Genomic DNA, 16725 nt, shown 5'->3' on the forward strand with positions numbered 1-16725 from the left:
TTTACGTGGAGCGAAGGTCAAGTTATGAAACTGGCGACAAGTCACTGTACAAATAAATCTTCTGCAATAGCAGATAAAACGTGTTAAGATCTCGTTGACAAGAGTGGTCCGGCCTAGCCCCTGTTAGGTTCACCTTTAGGAAGCCGGATTTTTAGTATGGACAATGAAGATACGCACGGATGAGTGTACAGTCACCACTTGTCGTACTGAATTTAAGTGCGAAAAGGAGGCGGCTTTTTTTATGGCAAGTCAAATAATGAGAATCACATTAAAGGCATATGATCATCAACTGATTGATCAATCTGCAGGGAAGATTATTGATACTGTAAAGAAGACAGGATCAAAAGTAAGCGGACCGGTTCCCTTGCCCACAAAAAAGGAAGTTATCACAATTCTTAGGGCGGTACACAAATACAAAGATTCCAGAGAGCAGTTTGAGCAAAGAACTCATAAGAGACTGATTGATATCATTACACCTACTCAAAAGACAGTTGATGCATTATCCAGATTGGAAATGCCTGCCGGTGTGTATATCGACATCAAAATGAAGACGAAATAATAATTGTTGCGTCAAGGAATGTCCATAATAAAGTAAGAAAAAATAAATATGAAGAAATCCTTAGGGTTTATTATATGTATATATATGGACCATCTAGGATGATTGCACATATGTGTAATCCGCTGTAGATTAAATAGGAGGTAAGAGATGAAGAAAGCTATTTTAACCACTAAAGTCGGAATGACTCAAGTTTTCGGTGAAAACGGCGTGCTGATTCCGGTAACGGTTCTGCAAGCAGGTCCCGTCTACGTTACTCAAGTAAAAACAGTAGAAAACGACGGCTACAATGCAGTTCAGGTTGCTTATGGCGATATCAGAGACAATCTGGTAAACAAGCCTAGAAAGGGACACTTTGCAAAAGCCGGTGTAGAAAATAAAAGATTTTTAAAAGAGTTCAAGTTTGAAAATGCAGCAGACTACCAGGTTGGTCAAGAAATCAAAGCTGATATCTTTGCAGCAGGTGACAGGGTAGATGCTACTGCAAAATCAAAGGGTAAAGGTTTCCAGGGAGCCATCAAAAGACATGGCTTAGGCAGAGGACCTATGGCCCACGGTTCAAAGTATCATAGACATGCAGGTTCTAACAGTGCTGCAACCAGCCCAGGTCGTGTATTTAAAGGCAAGAAGATGCCTGGCCACATGGGTAGCGTTAAGGTAACTGTGCAGAATCTTGAAGTTGTTAGAGTTGATGCAGAGAAGAACCTTATTCTTGTAAAAGGTGCAGTTCCCGGACCGAAGAAATCCTTAGTTATCCTTAAAGAAACTGTGAAGGCAAACTAGAGCTAAGAAAGGAGGAACGTAAAGATGGCAAATGTAAAAGTTTATAATATCGAAGGCAAGGAAGTTGGGACATTAGAGCTTAACGATAAAGTCTTCGGAGTAGAAATAAATGAACATTTAGTTCATATGGCGGTTGTAAGTCAGCTGGCCAACAAACGTCAAGGAACACAAAGCGCTAAGACCCGTGCCGAAGTAAGAGGCGGCGGTAGAAAGCCTTGGAGACAGAAAGGAACCGGTCATGCAAGACAAGGTTCAATCAGAGCTCCTCAATGGAAAGGTGGCGGAGTTGTATTTGCTCCAAAGCCAAGAGATTATTCAATTAAGATGAATAGAAAAGAAAAAGCCCTGGCTATCAAATCAGCATTAACTTCAAGAGTGAATGCAGACAAATTCTTAGTATTAGATCAGTTTGGCTTTGATGAGATTAAGACAAAGAAGATGAAAGAGGTGCTTAACAACCTTAAGGTTAACAAAGCCCTGATTGTTCTTGATAAGAAGGATGCAAATGTAGAACTTTCTGCAAGAAACCTTCCTAATGTAAGAACGGTTTTATCTAATTCCATTAGTGTTTATGATATCCTTAAGTATGATAACCTAGTTATAACTAAGGATGCTGTGGCACAGATTGAGGAGGTGTACGCATAATGGCAGATTTAAAATACTATGATGTAATCCTTAAGCCTATCGTTACAGAGAAGAGTATGAACTCTATGAGCGAAAAGAAGTACACATTTGCAGTACATCCGGAAGCTACTAAAAACCAAATAAAAGAAGCTGTTGAAAAAATGTTTGCCGGCACTAAGGTGGCTAAGGTAAACACAATGAATCTTGAAGGTAAGACTCGTAGAAGAGGTTACCAAGTGGGTAAAACCGCAAAAACCAAGAAGGCAATTGTTCAGTTAACAGAAGACAGCGCAGATATTGAGATTTTCTCCGGACTATAAGATCTGACTTATATATATAAATAAGGATATGATACAAACAACGATGTATAACAGGTACATCATTTGAAAGGAGTGCAAATTATGGGAATTAAAACATTTACCCCATATACACCTTCTAGAAGACACATGACCGGTTCTGATTTCTCTGAGATTACAGCTACTAAGCCTGAGAAGTCCCTGGTGGTTTCTTTAAATAAAAAGGCTGGCCGTAATAATCAAGGTAAAATCACTGTAAGACACCGTGGCGGTGGAGCTAGAAGAAAATATAGAATTATAGATTTTAAAAGAAGAAAAGACGGTATCCCTGCAAAGGTTGCTACCATAGAGTATGATCCTAACAGAACAGCTAATATAGCATTGCTTCATTATGCTGATGGTGAGAAGGCATATATCCTTGCACCTTACGGACTTAAAGTTGGAACAACCCTAATGAGTGGTGAAAATGCAGAGATTAAAGTAGGTAACTGCTTACCTCTAGCTAATATTCCGGTTGGTACCGAAGTTCATAATATAGAATTACATCCCGGTAAGGGCGGACAGTTAGTTCGTTCAGCAGGAAACTCAGCACAGCTTATGGCTAAGGAAGGCAAATATGCAACCCTTCGTCTTCCCAGCGGTGAGATGAGAATGGTTTTAGCAAACTGCAGAGCAACAATTGGCCAGGTAGGTAACATTGACCATGAACTTATTACAGTTGGTAAGGCCGGTCGTAAGCGTCATATGGGCCGCAGACCTGTAGTTCGTGGTTCAGCTATGAACCCTAATGACCATCCTCACGGCGGTGGTGAAGGTAGAACAGGTATCGGTCGTCCCGGTCCTTCAACACCTTGGGGCAAGCCTGCTTTGGGTCTTAAGACCAGAAAGACTAATAAGAAGTCTAATAAGCTGATTGTAAGAAGAAGAGACGGAAGAACTTATAAATAAGTAAGTAAAGTTATTTACTGAAGTGATTAATTCTAAGGAGGTTAGAATACATGGCTCGTTCACTTAAAAAAGGACCATTTGCTGACGATCATTTACTGAAAAAGGTAGAAGAGCTCAATAAATCCGGTGACAAGACTGTTATAAAGACTTGGTCACGCCGTTCTACCATTTTCCCACAGATGGTTGGTCATACAATTGCGGTTCATGATGGAAGAAGACATGTTCCTGTATATATAACTGAAGATATGGTTGGACATAAACTGGGTGAGTTTGTTGCTACCAGAACCTATAGAGGACATGGTAAAGACGAGAAGAAAGCCGGTAGAAAATAATTTATAGGGTTTAATGGAAGGAGGTTCATCCATGGCAAAAGGACATAGATCCCAAATTAAAAGAGAAAGAAACGAAGTAAAAGACAACAGAGCAAAAGCTAAATTATCCTATGCCAGAGTGTCTGTTCAAAAAGCTTGTTTTGTATTAGATGCTATTCGTGGTAAAGATGTAAAAACAGCACTTGGTATTTTAGCATATAGTCCAAGATACGCTTCCACTTTAATTGAGAAGCTGTTAAAGTCAGCAATTGCAAATGCTGAGGTTAAAAATATGGATCCAGACAAATTATATATAGAAGAGTGTTATGCTAACCAGGGTCCAATTATGAAGAGAATTCAACCAAGAGCACGTGGCACCGCTTATCGTATCGAAAAGAGAATGTGCCATATCACAATTGTGCTTAATGAAAGATAAGGAGGGCAATAATGGGACAAAAGGTTAATCCTCACGGCTTAAGAGTCGGTATAATTAATGATTGGGATTCTAGATGGTATGCTGAAGCTGATTTTGCCGATAATCTGGTAGAAGATTATAAAATCAGAACATATCTCAAGAAGAAATTATACAACGCAGGTGTGTCCAAGATTGAAATAGAAAGAGCATCTGATCGTTTAAAGTTAATTATTTATACCGCAATGCCGGGTAAGGTTATCGGTAGAGGCGGAAGCGAGATAGATAAGCTAAAAGTAGAAATCCAGAAGTTTACGGACAAGAGATTAAATATAGAAATAAAGGAAGTTAAAAGACCGGATTTAAATGCTCAGCTTGTAGCAGAAAACATTGCATCCCAGCTTGAGAATCGTATTTCCTTTAGAAGAGCTATGAAGTCCACAATGGCAAGAACCATGAAGGCAGGAGCTAAGGGTATCAAGGCTTCAGTTGGTGGACGTTTAGGTGGTGCAGATATTGCCCGTACAGAATTTTACAGTGAAGGAACCATTCCTCTACAGACACTCCGTGCGGATATAGATTATGGTTTTGCAGAAGCTGATACTACATTCGGTAAGCTTGGTGTCAAGGTTTGGATTTATCATGGTGAAGTGCTTCCCAAAAAAGGAGCAAAAAAGGAAGGGAGCGATAAATAATGTTAATGCCAAAAAGAGTTAAACATCGTAAGCAGTTCCGTGGCAGAATGACCGGAAAGGCTACCAGGGGTAATACCCTTGCTCATGGTGATTATGGTATTGTTGCCTTAGAGCCCGCTTGGATTAGATCAAACCAAATCGAGGCGGCCCGTGTTGCTATGACTCGTTTTACAAAGCGTGGCGGTAAGGTATGGATTAAAATATTCCCGGATAAACCGGTAACATCTAAACCTGCTGAAACTCGTATGGGTTCCGGTAAGGGATCATTAGAATATTGGGTAGCAGTTGTTAAACCGGGACGCGTTATGTTTGAAATTGCCGGAATTCCTGAAGAAACTGCTAGGGAGGCGTTACGTCTTGCTATGCATAAATTACCGGTAAAATGTAAAATAGTATCGCGTGCAGACTTAGAAGGCGGTGAAGACAATGAAAACTAAAAAGTATGTAGAAGATTTAAGAACAAAATCCATTGCAGATTTAAATGAAGAGTTAGTAGCTGCGAAGAAGGAGCTTTTCAACCTTAGATTCCAAAATGCAACCAATCAGTTGGATAATACTAGTAGAATCAAGGAAGTTAGAAAAAACATAGCTAGAATTCAGACTGTTATTTCAGAGATGAAGAAGGCTTCCAAATAATTAGGACTCTTGACCAAGTAAATTGGTGGCCGAAAGTCCTGGAAAGGAGTATCGTATGGAAAGGAATTTGAGAAAAGTACGGATCGGTAAAGTTGTCAGTGACAAGATGGATAAGACCATTGTAGTTGCAATCGTTGATAATGTAAAACATCCGTTATATGGTAAGATCGTAAAAAGAACCTATAAATTAAAGGCTCATGATGAAAATAATGAATGCAAAATCGGTGACCGTGTAAAAGTTATGGAGACAAGACCTTTGTCAAAGGACAAGAGATGGAGACTTGTTGAAATAATCGAAAAGGCAAAATAATTTAATATAGGTTGGATTTATTACAACTGAAAGGAGTATTATCATGATACAGGTTGAATCAAGACTGAAAGTCGCCGATAACACCGGTGCAAAAGAATTGCTTTGTATCAGAGTATTAGGCGGAACAGGCAGAAGATATGCCAACATTGGCGATATCATTGTTGCTTCGGTTAAAGATGCAACACCTGGTGGTGTTGTTAAGAAGGGCGATGTTGTCAAAGCTGTTGTGGTACGTACCGTCAAGGGCGCACGCCGCAAAGACGGATCATATATTAGATTTGATGAAAATGCTGCTGTAATTATCAAAGATGACAATAATCCAAGAGGAACCCGTATCTTTGGACCGGTAGCGAGAGAATTAAGAGAGAAACATTTCATGAAAATAGTTTCTTTAGCACCAGAAGTATTATAAGGAGGTGTCAACCGTGGCAACGACGAAAATAAAGAAGGGTGATAACGTTAAAGTTATTGCCGGTAAAGATAAAGGTAAAGAGGGCAAAGTACTTGAAGTAAGAAACGGTAAAGTTATCGTTGAAGGTGTAAACATGATCTCCAAGCACACCAAGCCCAACCAGGCAAATCCTAAGGGTGGTATCGTCCGCCAGGAAGCGCCTATTGATGCTTCGAATGTTATGTATGTTCATAAAGGAAAAGTAACCAGAGTTGGTTTTAAGTTCGTAGAAGGTAAAAATGGCCTTAAGAAAGTACGTATTGCTAAATCAACCGGCGAGGTTATTGACTAATTAAGAGAGGAGGTTTTCGTAAGTGGCTCGACTAAAAGATTTTTATTATAATGAAATCGTTCCTGGCATGATAAAGAAATTCGGATACAAGAATGCTTTAGAAGTGCCGAAGCTTGATAAAATCGTCATCAACATGGGTGTTGGTGAGGCAAAGGAAAATGCCAAAGTATTAGAGTCCGCAGTTAAAGACTTAGAGATTATCGCAGGTCAGAAACCGGTAATTACTAAGGCTAAGAAATCAGTTGCCAACTTTAAACTTAGGGAAGGCATGTCAATTGGATGTAAAGTAACCTTACGTGGCGAAAAAATGTATGATTTTGCTGATCGTTTGATTAACCTGGCACTACCTAGAGTTCGTGACTTTAGAGGTGTTAACCCCAATGCTTTTGACGGCAGAGGAAATTATGCCCTCGGTATTAAAGAGCAATTAATCTTCCCTGAAATTGACTATGATAAGGTGGACAAAGTAAGAGGTATGGATATTATCTTTGTTACCACAGCCAAAACAGATGAAGAGGCTCGTGAACTGTTAACAGGGTTTGGAATGCCATTTAGAAAGTAAGGAGGAAAAATCCATGGCTAAAAAGTCAATGATAGTAAAGCAACAGCGTAAACAAAAATTCTCCACAAGAGAATATAACCGTTGCAGAATATGTGGCCGTCCCCATGCATATTTGAGAAAATATGGAATCTGCAGAATATGTTTTCGCGAATTAGCATATAAAGGACAGATACCAGGCGTTAAAAAAGCAAGCTGGTAATTGATAGGAAAGGAGGCAAAATAAATGACAATGAGCGATCCAATTGCAGATATGCTTACAAGAATTCGTAATGCAAATACTGCAAAACATGATACAGTTGATGTACCTGCTTCTAAGATGAAAATTGCCATCGCGGATATCCTATTAAGGGAAGGATATATCAAGAATTACGAAATTGAAGAAGTCGGAAATTTTAAAACAATCCATATCACTTTAAAATATGGTAAAGATAAAAACACTAAGATTATAACCGGACTTAAGAGAATATCAAAACCGGGCCTTCGTGTTTATGCTAGTAAAGACCAGCTTCCAAAGGTACTTGGCGGCTTAGGAATTGCTATTATTTCAACAAATAAAGGTGTGCTGACCGATAGGGAAGCAAGAGAACAAAATGTAGGCGGAGAGGTTCTTGCATTTGTATGGTAAACTAAAAGTTTCCATACTATGCACCTTATATGTTTACAAGACACTAGATTAAATTGATCCAAATATTATAGGAGGTGCGGGCATGTCACGTATAGGAAGAATGCCTATCGCTATACCTGCAGGTGTAACTGTAGATGTAGCAGAAAATAATAAAGTGACCGTAAAAGGACCCAAAGGAACATTAGAAAGATTATTACCTTCTGAGATGACTATCAAGGTAGAGGGTTCAGAAGTAATTGTAAATAGACCTAATGATTTGAAGAAGATGAAAGCCTTTCATGGTCTTACAAGAACATTAATTGCAAATATGATTATCGGTGTTACCGAAGGATATCAAAAGACTCTTGAGATTAACGGTGTTGGTTATAGAGCAGCTAAGTCTGGTAAAGAGTTAACATTAACCGTTGGCTATTCCCATCCGGTAGTAATGATCGATCCGGAAGGTATTGAGTCTACAGTAGATCAGAACAAGATTATTATTAAAGGTATAGATAAAGAAAAGGTTGGCCAATACGCCGCTGAAATCAGAGCTAAGAGACCACCCGAACCATATAAGGGCAAGGGAATTAAGTATGCTGATGAAGTAATCAGACGCAAAGTTGGTAAGGCCGGTAAGAAGTAAAGGAGGAGTGAAATAAGATGGTTAAAAAAGAATCAAGAACTGATATAAGAAGAAAAAAGCATAGAAAAATCCGTAACCGTTTCACGGGTACTCCTGAGAGACCGCGCTTGGCAGTGTTTAGAAGCAATAATCACATGTATGCACAGATTATTGATGATACGGCCGGACATACTTTAGTTGCAGCTTCTACCCTAGAAAAAGATGTTAAGGCGGAACTTGAAAAAACCAACGATGTGGCAGCCGCAGCATATTTAGGAAATGTTATTGCTAAAAGAGCAGTTGAAAAAGGTATTAAGGCTGTTGTCTTTGATAGAGGCGGTTTTATATATCAAGGAAAGATCAAAGCGTTGGCAGATGCGGCCCGTGAAGCCGGTCTTGAATTCTAGGTAAGGAGGAAAACACATGAAACGTTTAACTGTTGATACAAGTCAACTTGAAGATAAAGTAGTATCAATCAAGCGTGTAACTAAGGTTGTTAAAGGCGGACGTAATATGCGTTTTACAGCATTAGTTGTTGTCGGTGATAAAAACGGACTCGTAGGCGCAGGACTTGGTAAAGCGGCAGAAATTCCCGAAGCAATCCGCAAGGGTAAAGAAGCTGCAACAAAGAACTTAATCCGTGTACCTATTGATGAAAACGGAAGCATACCCCATGACTATATGGGTAAATTCGGTGGTGCTTCGGTACTCTTGAAGCGTTCTCCCGAGGGTACAGGTGTTATTGCCGGCGGACCGGTACGTAACGTACTAGAGCTTGCAGGATACAAGAACATCCGTACCAAGTCTTTAGGTTCTAACAATAAGCATAATGTAGTTTTGGCTACGATTGATGGACTAAGCCGCTTAAAGACCCCTGAGGAAGTAGCAAAGCTTCGTGGTGTTCCGGTAGAACAGCTTATTAATTAAAGCACTACCTAAGTAATTTAATATGGAGGTGTCAAAATGGCAGACAAATTAAAAATAACATTAGTGAAGTCTACAATCGGTGCCATTCCTAAGCACAGGGCAACCATTAAGGCTCTCGGTTTAAGAAAACTTAACAAAACCGTAGAAATGCCGGATAATCCTGCAGTTAGGGGAATGATAAATCAAGTAAAACACCTGGTAAAGGTTGAAGAAATATAATTTTGCCAAAGAAGGAGGTGCACGTAGATGAATCTATCAGAATTAAAGCCTGCATATGGTTCTAAAGAGAATCGCTTTAGAAAAGGTCGTGGACATGGTTCAGGCAATGGTAAGACAGCAGGCAAGGGTCACAAAGGACAAAAAGCACGTTCCGGAGCTCCAAGGATAGGGTTTGAAGGTGGACAGATGCCACTTTACAGAAGAATACCCAAACGTGGTTTTACTAACAGAAATACAAAAGAGATAGTTGCAATTAACGTAGATGTATTAAATAAATTTGATGATGGTGCTACAGTAACAGTTGATTCATTAATTGAAGCCGGAATCATTAAAAATCCTAAGGATGGAGTTAAGATTCTTGGCAATGGAGAACTTACTAAGAAGCTGGATGTCAAGGTTAATGCATACAGTGCGAGTGCAGCAGAAAAAATTCAGGCTCTTGGTGGAAATGCTGAGGTGATTTAGTATGTTTAAAACATTCCGAAACGCGTTAAAAGTTAAAGACATCAGGGCGAAGCTATTTTATACATTTCTTGCATTAATAATAGTAAGGCTAGGAACTCTGCTTCCTGCCCCTGCTATCAGCAGGGAAGCAGTGGAAGAAGTGTTTTCCAGTATTAATCTTGGTTTCTTTAACAACCTAACCGGCGGTTCTTTTACCAAGATGTCAATATTTGCATTAAGCATTTCTCCATATATTTCTGCCTCCATTATAGTACAGCTATTAACTATAGCTATACCTAAACTTGAGGAGCTGCAGAAAGAGGGAGAAGACGGAAGGAAAAAGATTGAGGAATTAACCCGTTACATGGCCGTAGGTCTTGCGGTTCTAGAATCTTTAGCAATGGCAATCGGCTTTGGGGGCAGTTCAGGTGTATTGGAAAATGGATTAACCTTCACTAACGTGGTGCTTGTAGTAGCATCCTTTACGGCAGGTTCAACTTTCCTAATGTGGCTTGGAGAACGAATCACACAAAACGGTATCGGTAACGGTATTTCTATTATTCTTTTGATTAATATTGTATCAACGATGCCTGCAGATTTTATAAGATTGTTTTTCCAGTTTGTATATCAAAAACCCATTGGTAATGCAATTTTAGCTGTAGTAATTACCTTATTAGTAATTTTATTTACTATCGTATTTGTATTGATAATTCAGAACGGTGAAAGAAAGATTCCCGTTCAGTATGCGAAAAAAGTACAGGGAAGGAAAATGGTGGGTGGACAAACATCTCATATTCCTTTAAAGGTAAATACAGCAGGAGTTATACCGGTTATATTTGCCGGATCTTTAATGTCATTCCCCGGAGTTATTGCTTCATTCTTTGGAGTATATCCAGCAAGGGCCTATTTTTGGCCCAAGGTACTTAAAGTATTAGATCAAGGTAGCTGGTTAAATATTAACTTTAAAAACTTTGATTTCGGTGAGTTTAAATACTCAATTGGCCTGCTGATTTATATAGGATTAATCATTTTCTTTGCTTATTTCTATACATCAATTACATTTAATCCGATTGAGATAGCTAATAATATGAAGAAGCAAGGTGGTTTTATACCTGGAATTCGTCCCGGTAAACCAACTTCAGATCATTTAAACAAAGTACTTAATCATATTATCTTTATCGGTGCAATTGGACTAATAATCGTGTCAATTATACCTATATTCTTTTCGGGAGTTTTTGGTGCCAGTGTAAGCTTTGGCGGTACATCAATTATCATTATAGTTGGTGTTATCATTGAGACAATCAAAGAGGTTGAATCACAGATGCTTGTACGTCACTATAAAGGCTTCTTGAATGATTAATTAAATTATAATTTGCAAAAGATAGAATCCGTGGTGGGACAATCATATAGGGCTAAATTTGGGCAGCCCGATTGTCTCATTACGGTAAATAAAAAATCACCAACAAAAGATAGAGAAACTGAATGCTAAGTAAAATCGGGGGGAACAAGTGTGAAGATAATAATGTTAGGAGCGCCCGGGGCCGGTAAAGGCACACAAGCTAAAAAGATAGCCCAAGAATTTGGCATACCCCATATATCTACCGGTGATATATTTCGTGAGAATATAAAAAACAATACGCAACTTGGCATAAAAGCCAAGGAATATATAGATCAAGGACTTTTGGTGCCGGACGAATTAGTTATGGATCTTATTATAGATCGTTTTAAAGCTAATGACTGTAAAGACGGTTATGTGCTGGATGGATTCCCAAGGACTATCTATCAAGCAGAAGCCTTAGATAAGAAACTTAAAAATAAAAATGAAAGTATAGACCATGTAATTAATATTGAGGTATCAGATGAGCTTATCGTAAGAAGGATGTCCGGAAGAAGGGCATGCCTTAATTGCGGTAGAACCTATCATATAAAAACCCTAAAACCTAAGGTAGAAGATATCTGTGATTACTGTAATACAAAGCTGGTTCTTAGGGATGATGATAAACCTGAGACAGTAAAAAAACGCTTACAGGTTTATCACGAACAGACACAACCGCTTATAGATTACTATAATCAAAAAGGATTATTGCGCAGTATGGATGGTACCAAGGACATTGAGGTTTTATACAAGGAAATTATGGATTTTTTAAAGGATTAAACATGGGTGCAATCTGAAAGGAAGAGTTGAATGCCAATAAGCATTAAATCTGAAAAAGAAATAAAACTAATGGAAGAATCCGGAAGAATTCTTGCAAAAGTACATGAGGAATTGGAGAAACTAATAAGACCGGGAATCACTACACTGGAGATAGATAAGAAATGCTATGAGATTATTAAAAGCTTCGGTTGCATTCCTTCATTTTTAAATTATAATGGATATCCTGCCTCTTTGTGTATTTCAATTAATGACGAGGTGGTCCATGGAATCCCCGACACGAAACATATCCTTAAGGAAGGGGATATTGTAAGCCTTGACTGCGGGGTAATATATGAGGGGTATCATTCAGATGCGGCTAGGACGGTTCCGGTTGGTGAAATATCAGAAGAAGCCAAAAAATTAATTGAAGTGACTAAACAAAGCTTTTTTGAAGGTATTAAATTCGCCAAAGCTGGGAATTATCTACATGAAATCTCTGAAGCTATCCAAACTTATGTAGAATCCTTTGGATTTTCCGTAGTAAGAGATTTGGTGGGACATGGAATAGGAAGAAATCTTCATGAGGAACCGCAGGTACCAAATTTCAAACAAAGAAACAGAGGGCCAAAGCTGGCGCCAGGAATGACCTTGGCTATTGAGCCAATGGTAAATGCAGGACGATGTGATGTATACTGGCTGGATAATGATTGGACTGTTGTTACCGAAGATGGGTCTCTTTCAGCCCATTATGAAAACACCGTACTGATAACAGATAATGAACCCAAAATCCTTACAATATTATAAGAAACCGGAGTTGTTAAATGCAGGATTTAGTAGGAACTTTTGTCATATCAAAATCGGGCAGAGACGCCGGAAAATGTTATGTAATAATTAATTCCCATAATGAATATGTATATTTAGTGGATGGAAAGATTAGAACCTTGGATTATCCAAAAAAGAAGAATTTGAAGCATGTAAACAGGTTAAAATATTTTGATCAAAATCTTGCCGAAGCAATAAAAAATAAGACGGTAAGAAATGAAGAGATTAAAAGAGCCATCAAGATGTTACAGGTTGAAATTTCAGAAAAGGAGGATGAGTGATGTCAAAATCCGATGTAGTTGAAATTGAAGGTACTGTGGTAGAGAAGCTGCCTAATGCGATGTTTCAGGTTGAACTGGAGAATGGGCACAGGGTGTTGGCTCATATCAGTGGCAAACTGCGCATGAATTTTATAAAAATAGTACCTGGTGATAGGGTTACATTAGAATTATCACCCTATGATTTGACCAAAGGAAGAATTATATGGCGTGATAAATAAGACTTTGATATCTTTTAATATGTAGCTACTTCGATGAAATATGTCGAGAAACATATTGTAGATATATAGAAAAAAATTGCTTGCTATTATATTTCTGCGGTGATATAATAATAAGCGGACTTTTTTGAAAGGGGTGAATTACTGTGAAAGTAAGATCATCAGTAAAACCGATTTGCGAAAAATGCAAAATTATTAGAAGAAAGGGAAGCATCAGAGTAATCTGTGAAAACCCTAAACACAAACAAAGACAAGGCTAATTTACAGTAGATTGGAAGTAAAAATCCTCTATTGTTTTAAATATATAGTTCTTGCTTTTTGTGTTACAACTATCTGCCCTAGGCAGAGGAGATTGTGATATTGTGGGTGGATAATATCTGCCTTAAGATAAACCATGACCGTCATCATGGAATCTTAGCAAGCATAGGGTTTGTATGTTTGTTACAATTTAAAGCGGCTGACGTAATAGATTAAGATCTGTTACGGTAAAAACATTGAAATATAAAACAATATTATGTTGGAGGTGTACTATACACATGGCTCGTATCAGTGGTGTAGATTTACCAAGAGATAAGCGCATAGAAGTAGGTCTTACCTATATATATGGTATAGGAAGAGTAAGTGCGAGACGTATTCTTGCCGAAGCAAATGTTGACCCTAACACCCGCGTCAGAGATTTAACTGATGATGAGGCGGCTAGGATCCGTGATGTTATCGATGAGACACAGACTGTTGAGGGTGATTTAAGAAGAGAGATCGCACTTAACATTAAGAGATTACAAGAAATTGGATGTTATAGAGGAATCCGTCATAGAAAGGGACTTCCGGTAAGAGGTCAAAGAACAAAGACCAATGCCAGAACCAGGAAGGGTCCTAAGAGAACAGTTGCTAATAAGAAGAAATAATCTGGTAGATAATCCAATAGGAGGGTTTGTTTAAATGGCTAAGAAAATAGCGGCAGCTAAAAAAGGGACTAAAAGGCGTGTCAAAAAGAACGTAGAACGTGGACAGGCACACATTCAGTCATCTTTTAATAATACAATAGTTACGCTGACAGATGCAGAAGGAAACGCACTTTCTTGGGCTAGTGCCGGTGGATTAGGCTTCAGAGGTTCAAGAAAATCAACTCCTTACGCAGCTCAAATGGCAGCAGAAACAGCAGCAAAAGCGGCACTTGTTCATGGTTTAAAATCCGTAGAAGTTATGGTTAAAGGCCCCGGTTCAGGCAGGGAAGCTGCTATCCGTGCAATTCAGGCATGCGGAATTGAAGTAACAAGTATCAGGGACGTAACACCTGTTCCACATAACGGATGTCGTCCGCCAAAACGCAGAAGAGTCTGATAGGAGGTAGAGAAAATGGCTAGAGATATGGGTCCAGTATTAAAAAGATGCAGATCCTTAGGTATAGAACCGGCATATCTGGGTATTGATAAAAAATCCAATAGGTCCTTCTCCAGAGCGGGAAAGAAAACCAGTGAATATGGACTGCAGTTAAGAGAAAAACAGAAAGCCAAATTTATATATGGCATGCTGGAAAAACCTTTTAGAAATTTATTTGACAGAGCTCAGAAGATGAAAGGCGGCACAGCCGGTGAAAACCTTTTAACTTTATTAGAGCTAAGATTAGACAATGTAATTTTCCGCTTAGGATTTGCTAGAACAAGATCTGAGGCAAGACAGATTGTAAGCCACAAGCATGTTTTAGTAAACGGTAAGTGCGTAAATATTCCGTCTTACACAGTAAAGGCCGGAGATACTATAGAGATTAGAGAAAAAGGCAAACGTACTCAAAGATATAAAGATATCTTAGAGGTGACTGCCGGAAGAACTGTACCTGCTTGGTTAGAAGCTGACCAGGAGAATTTAACCGGTACAGTTAAGGAAGTTCCTACAAGAGACCAAATCGATGTCCCGGTTGATGAAATGTTAATTGTCGAGTTGTACTCCAAATAATAACAATAATTAGATTGGTGATCAACTCAAATAACCCAGAAGGAGGGTCCTGTTGTGTTTGATTTTGAAAAACCCAATATAGAGATTGCAGAAATTTCCGAAGATAAGAAGTTTGGCCGTTTTGTAGTAGAACCGTTAGAAAGAGGATACGGTACAACCCTAGGTAATTCTCTTAGAAGAATTATGCTATCCTCACTACCCGGCACTGCTGTAAGCCAAATTAAGATTGACGGAGTAGTTCATGAGTTCAGTGTTGTTCCTGGTGTAAAGGAAGATGTTACTGAAATCATTATGAATATCAAAGAGCTGGCAATCAAAAACACTAGTGATACCAATGAGCCCAAAGTTGCTTATATCGAGGCTGAAGGCGAAGTTGTAGTTACAGCAGGGGATATACAGGCTGACCCGGATATCGAGATACTTAATCCAGACCAGGTGATAGCTACCTTATGTGGCGGCCCGGACAGTAGATTATATATGGAGCTTACAATAACAAACGGACGAGGTTATGTCAGCGCGGATAAAAACAAGAAAGATGACCTGCCAATCGGCGTAATCCCGATTGATTCTATATATACACCGGTAGAACGTGTCAATCTATTTGTCGAGAATACCCGTGTAGGGCAGATTACTGACTATGACAAACTAACCTTAGATGTATATACAGACGGTACATTGGCACCGGATGAAGCCCTTAGTCTGGCAGCGAAGGTGTTAAGCGTTCATCTGGATTCCTTTATTGATTTATCTGAGCATGCTAAGAATGCAGAAATCATGGTAGAAAAGGAAGACAATGAAAAAGAAAAAGTGCTCGAGATGAGTATAGACGAATTGGAGTTATCAGTTCGCTCATATAACTGCTTAAAGAGGGCAGGCATCAATACTGTCGAAGAACTTACGAATAAGACTGCTGAAGATATGATGAAGGTAAGAAATCTTGGCCGTAAGTCATTAGAAGAAGTATTGTCAAAACTGAAAGAGCTCGGTTTATCCTTAAAACAGAGCGAGGACTAAATCAGTTAAGAGAATGATTCAAAGGAGGGAAAGACATGGCAGGTTACAGAAAGCTTGGTAGGACATCAAGTCAGAGAAAAGCTTTACTTAGAAACCAAGTTACCAATTTATTATATCATGGTAAAATCGTTACAACCGAAGCTAAAGCCAAAGAAATCCGCAAAATTGCTGAACACATGATTGCGCTTGCTGTAAAAGAAAAAGATAACTATGAAACTGTTACAGTAAAAGCTAAGGTTGCACGTAAGGATAAAGACGGCAAAAGAGTTAAGGAAGTAGTAGACGGTAAGAAAGTTACCGTATATGATGAAGTAGAAAAGACTATTAAGAAGGATAGCGCTTCCCGTCTTCATGCAAGAAAGCAAATGATGAAATATCTTTATTCTGTTACTGAGGTGCCCCAGGAGAATGCCGGTAGAAAGAGAAATACAAAATCTATCAATTTATCCGATAAATTATTTGAGGAAATTGCACCTAAGTATGCAAACCGTAACGGTGGATATACAAGAATAGTAAAAATCGGGCCTCGTAAAGGCGATGCAGCGATGGAAGTTTTAATTGAATTAGTGTAAATAAAAAATTAGGGGACGTACAACTTATTAAAGTTAACGTCC

General features: G+C 38.8%; 32 protein-coding genes. All 32 read left to right on the forward strand.

The features are described 5' to 3' along the window. Positions 1-241: 241 nt before the first annotated feature. The 32 genes from rpsJ (at position 242) to SD1D_RS01715 (ending at position 16683) form a co-directional block, all read left to right on the forward strand. Entirely contained in the window at positions 242-559 is a 318-nt protein-coding gene (gene rpsJ, locus SD1D_RS01560) for a 30S ribosomal protein S10 (protein ID WP_058257293.1), read from the forward strand. Positions 560-706: 147 nt separating this feature from the next. Next, the gene (gene rplC, locus SD1D_RS01565) at positions 707-1339 is read left to right on the forward strand and encodes a 50S ribosomal protein L3 (RefSeq protein WP_058257294.1); all 633 of its coding nucleotides are present in this window, start codon (positions 707-709) and stop codon (positions 1337-1339) included. Positions 1340-1363: 24 nt separating this feature from the next. Beyond that, the gene (gene rplD / locus SD1D_RS01570) at positions 1364-1984 is read left to right on the forward strand and encodes a 50S ribosomal protein L4 (protein WP_058257295.1); all 621 of its coding nucleotides are present in this window, start codon (positions 1364-1366) and stop codon (positions 1982-1984) included. Then, on the forward strand, positions 1984-2283 hold the full coding sequence (gene rplW, locus SD1D_RS01575; RefSeq protein ID WP_058257296.1) for a 50S ribosomal protein L23: 300 nt from the start codon (positions 1984-1986) through the stop codon (positions 2281-2283). Before rplD ends, rplW begins: the two co-directional genes overlap by 1 nt. Before the next feature lie 81 nt (positions 2284-2364). Further along, positions 2365-3207 carry a 50S ribosomal protein L2 gene (gene rplB / locus SD1D_RS01580; RefSeq protein ID WP_058257297.1) on the forward strand — a complete coding sequence of 281 codons (843 nt, stop codon included), beginning with the start codon at positions 2365-2367 and terminating at the stop codon, positions 3205-3207. A 50-nt stretch (positions 3208-3257) separates the two neighbouring features. After that, entirely contained in the window at positions 3258-3539 is a 282-nt protein-coding gene (rpsS, locus tag SD1D_RS01585; RefSeq protein WP_058257298.1) for a 30S ribosomal protein S19, read from the forward strand. A gap of 31 nt (positions 3540-3570) precedes the next feature. After that, the gene (rplV, locus tag SD1D_RS01590) at positions 3571-3954 is read left to right on the forward strand and encodes a 50S ribosomal protein L22 (RefSeq protein ID WP_058257299.1); all 384 of its coding nucleotides are present in this window, start codon (positions 3571-3573) and stop codon (positions 3952-3954) included. Positions 3955-3965: 11 nt separating this feature from the next. Next, on the forward strand, positions 3966-4625 hold the full coding sequence (rpsC, locus tag SD1D_RS01595; protein ID WP_058257300.1) for a 30S ribosomal protein S3: 660 nt from the start codon (positions 3966-3968) through the stop codon (positions 4623-4625). Next, positions 4625-5062, forward strand: a complete 438-nt coding sequence (gene rplP, locus SD1D_RS01600) for a 50S ribosomal protein L16 (RefSeq protein ID WP_058257301.1) — start codon at positions 4625-4627, stop codon at positions 5060-5062. Before rpsC ends, rplP begins: the two co-directional genes overlap by 1 nt. Further along, positions 5052-5261, forward strand: a complete 210-nt coding sequence (gene rpmC, locus SD1D_RS01605; RefSeq protein ID WP_058257302.1) for a 50S ribosomal protein L29 — start codon at positions 5052-5054, stop codon at positions 5259-5261. The genes rplP and rpmC overlap by 11 nt, the downstream gene beginning before the upstream one ends. A 55-nt stretch (positions 5262-5316) precedes the next feature. Then, positions 5317-5571, forward strand: a complete 255-nt coding sequence (gene rpsQ, locus SD1D_RS01610) for a 30S ribosomal protein S17 (RefSeq protein WP_058257303.1) — start codon at positions 5317-5319, stop codon at positions 5569-5571. Positions 5572-5614: 43 nt separating this feature from the next. Continuing rightward, positions 5615-5983: a 50S ribosomal protein L14 gene (gene rplN, locus SD1D_RS01615; RefSeq protein ID WP_058257304.1), complete on the forward strand. Its 369-nt coding sequence runs from the start codon at positions 5615-5617 to the stop codon at positions 5981-5983. A gap of 13 nt (positions 5984-5996) precedes the next feature. Continuing rightward, positions 5997-6314, forward strand: coding sequence for a 50S ribosomal protein L24 (gene rplX / locus SD1D_RS01620; RefSeq protein WP_058257305.1), 318 nt, complete (start codon positions 5997-5999; stop codon positions 6312-6314). Between the two features lie 22 nt (positions 6315-6336). Further along, a complete protein-coding gene (gene rplE, locus SD1D_RS01625; protein WP_058257306.1) occupies positions 6337-6876 on the forward strand; it encodes a 50S ribosomal protein L5 in 540 nt (179 codons plus the stop codon). A gap of 13 nt (positions 6877-6889) precedes the next feature. Continuing rightward, positions 6890-7075 (forward strand): type Z 30S ribosomal protein S14, encoded by a 186-nt coding sequence (locus tag SD1D_RS01630; protein WP_058257307.1) that lies wholly within the window; start codon positions 6890-6892, stop codon positions 7073-7075. A gap of 24 nt (positions 7076-7099) precedes the next feature. Further along, complete coding sequence (rpsH, locus tag SD1D_RS01635) at positions 7100-7501, forward strand: 30S ribosomal protein S8 (protein ID WP_058257308.1); 402 nt, start codon at positions 7100-7102, stop codon at positions 7499-7501. Between the two features lie 82 nt (positions 7502-7583). Then, positions 7584-8123, forward strand: coding sequence for a 50S ribosomal protein L6 (gene rplF / locus SD1D_RS01640; protein WP_058257309.1), 540 nt, complete (start codon positions 7584-7586; stop codon positions 8121-8123). Between the two features lie 17 nt (positions 8124-8140). After that, positions 8141-8509 carry a 50S ribosomal protein L18 gene (rplR, locus tag SD1D_RS01645; RefSeq protein WP_058257310.1) on the forward strand — a complete coding sequence of 123 codons (369 nt, stop codon included), beginning with the start codon at positions 8141-8143 and terminating at the stop codon, positions 8507-8509. Between the two features lie 16 nt (positions 8510-8525). Then, the gene (rpsE, locus tag SD1D_RS01650; RefSeq protein WP_058257311.1) at positions 8526-9029 is read left to right on the forward strand and encodes a 30S ribosomal protein S5; all 504 of its coding nucleotides are present in this window, start codon (positions 8526-8528) and stop codon (positions 9027-9029) included. Positions 9030-9065: 36 nt separating this feature from the next. After that, positions 9066-9248 (forward strand): 50S ribosomal protein L30, encoded by a 183-nt coding sequence (gene rpmD / locus SD1D_RS01655; RefSeq protein ID WP_058257312.1) that lies wholly within the window; start codon positions 9066-9068, stop codon positions 9246-9248. A 27-nt stretch (positions 9249-9275) separates the two neighbouring features. After that, on the forward strand, positions 9276-9713 hold the full coding sequence (gene rplO / locus SD1D_RS01660) for a 50S ribosomal protein L15 (protein WP_058257313.1): 438 nt from the start codon (positions 9276-9278) through the stop codon (positions 9711-9713). Position 9714: 1 nt separating this feature from the next. Next, on the forward strand, positions 9715-11052 hold the full coding sequence (gene secY / locus SD1D_RS01665) for a preprotein translocase subunit SecY (RefSeq protein ID WP_058257314.1): 1338 nt from the start codon (positions 9715-9717) through the stop codon (positions 11050-11052). Between the two features lie 150 nt (positions 11053-11202). After that, the gene (locus SD1D_RS01670) at positions 11203-11847 is read left to right on the forward strand and encodes an adenylate kinase (protein ID WP_058257315.1); all 645 of its coding nucleotides are present in this window, start codon (positions 11203-11205) and stop codon (positions 11845-11847) included. Positions 11848-11877: 30 nt separating this feature from the next. After that, the gene (gene map / locus SD1D_RS01675; protein ID WP_058257316.1) at positions 11878-12630 is read left to right on the forward strand and encodes a type I methionyl aminopeptidase; all 753 of its coding nucleotides are present in this window, start codon (positions 11878-11880) and stop codon (positions 12628-12630) included. A 17-nt stretch (positions 12631-12647) separates the two neighbouring features. Continuing rightward, the gene (locus SD1D_RS01680) at positions 12648-12929 is read left to right on the forward strand and encodes a KOW domain-containing RNA-binding protein (RefSeq protein WP_058257317.1); all 282 of its coding nucleotides are present in this window, start codon (positions 12648-12650) and stop codon (positions 12927-12929) included. Continuing rightward, on the forward strand, positions 12929-13147 hold the full coding sequence (infA, locus tag SD1D_RS01685) for a translation initiation factor IF-1 (protein WP_058257318.1): 219 nt from the start codon (positions 12929-12931) through the stop codon (positions 13145-13147). Before SD1D_RS01680 ends, infA begins: the two co-directional genes overlap by 1 nt. Before the next feature lie 143 nt (positions 13148-13290). Beyond that, on the forward strand, positions 13291-13404 hold the full coding sequence (gene rpmJ / locus SD1D_RS01690; protein ID WP_020436478.1) for a 50S ribosomal protein L36: 114 nt from the start codon (positions 13291-13293) through the stop codon (positions 13402-13404). Between the two features lie 276 nt (positions 13405-13680). Next, positions 13681-14049, forward strand: a complete 369-nt coding sequence (rpsM, locus tag SD1D_RS01695) for a 30S ribosomal protein S13 (RefSeq protein WP_058257319.1) — start codon at positions 13681-13683, stop codon at positions 14047-14049. Between the two features lie 34 nt (positions 14050-14083). After that, a complete protein-coding gene (gene rpsK / locus SD1D_RS01700) occupies positions 14084-14485 on the forward strand; it encodes a 30S ribosomal protein S11 (RefSeq protein WP_058257320.1) in 402 nt (133 codons plus the stop codon). A gap of 15 nt (positions 14486-14500) precedes the next feature. Continuing rightward, positions 14501-15097 (forward strand): 30S ribosomal protein S4, encoded by a 597-nt coding sequence (gene rpsD / locus SD1D_RS01705; protein WP_058257321.1) that lies wholly within the window; start codon positions 14501-14503, stop codon positions 15095-15097. Between the two features lie 54 nt (positions 15098-15151). Continuing rightward, on the forward strand, positions 15152-16111 hold the full coding sequence (locus SD1D_RS01710; RefSeq protein WP_058257322.1) for a DNA-directed RNA polymerase subunit alpha: 960 nt from the start codon (positions 15152-15154) through the stop codon (positions 16109-16111). Positions 16112-16146: 35 nt separating this feature from the next. Next, entirely contained in the window at positions 16147-16683 is a 537-nt protein-coding gene (locus SD1D_RS01715) for a bL17 family ribosomal protein (RefSeq protein WP_058257323.1), read from the forward strand. Positions 16684-16725: the final 42 nt, after the last annotated feature.

The sequence above is a fragment of the Herbinix luporum genome (assembly GCF_900070325.1).
In the GTDB taxonomy this organism is placed as follows: Bacteria; Bacillota; Clostridia; order Lachnospirales; family Lachnospiraceae; genus Mobilitalea; species Mobilitalea luporum.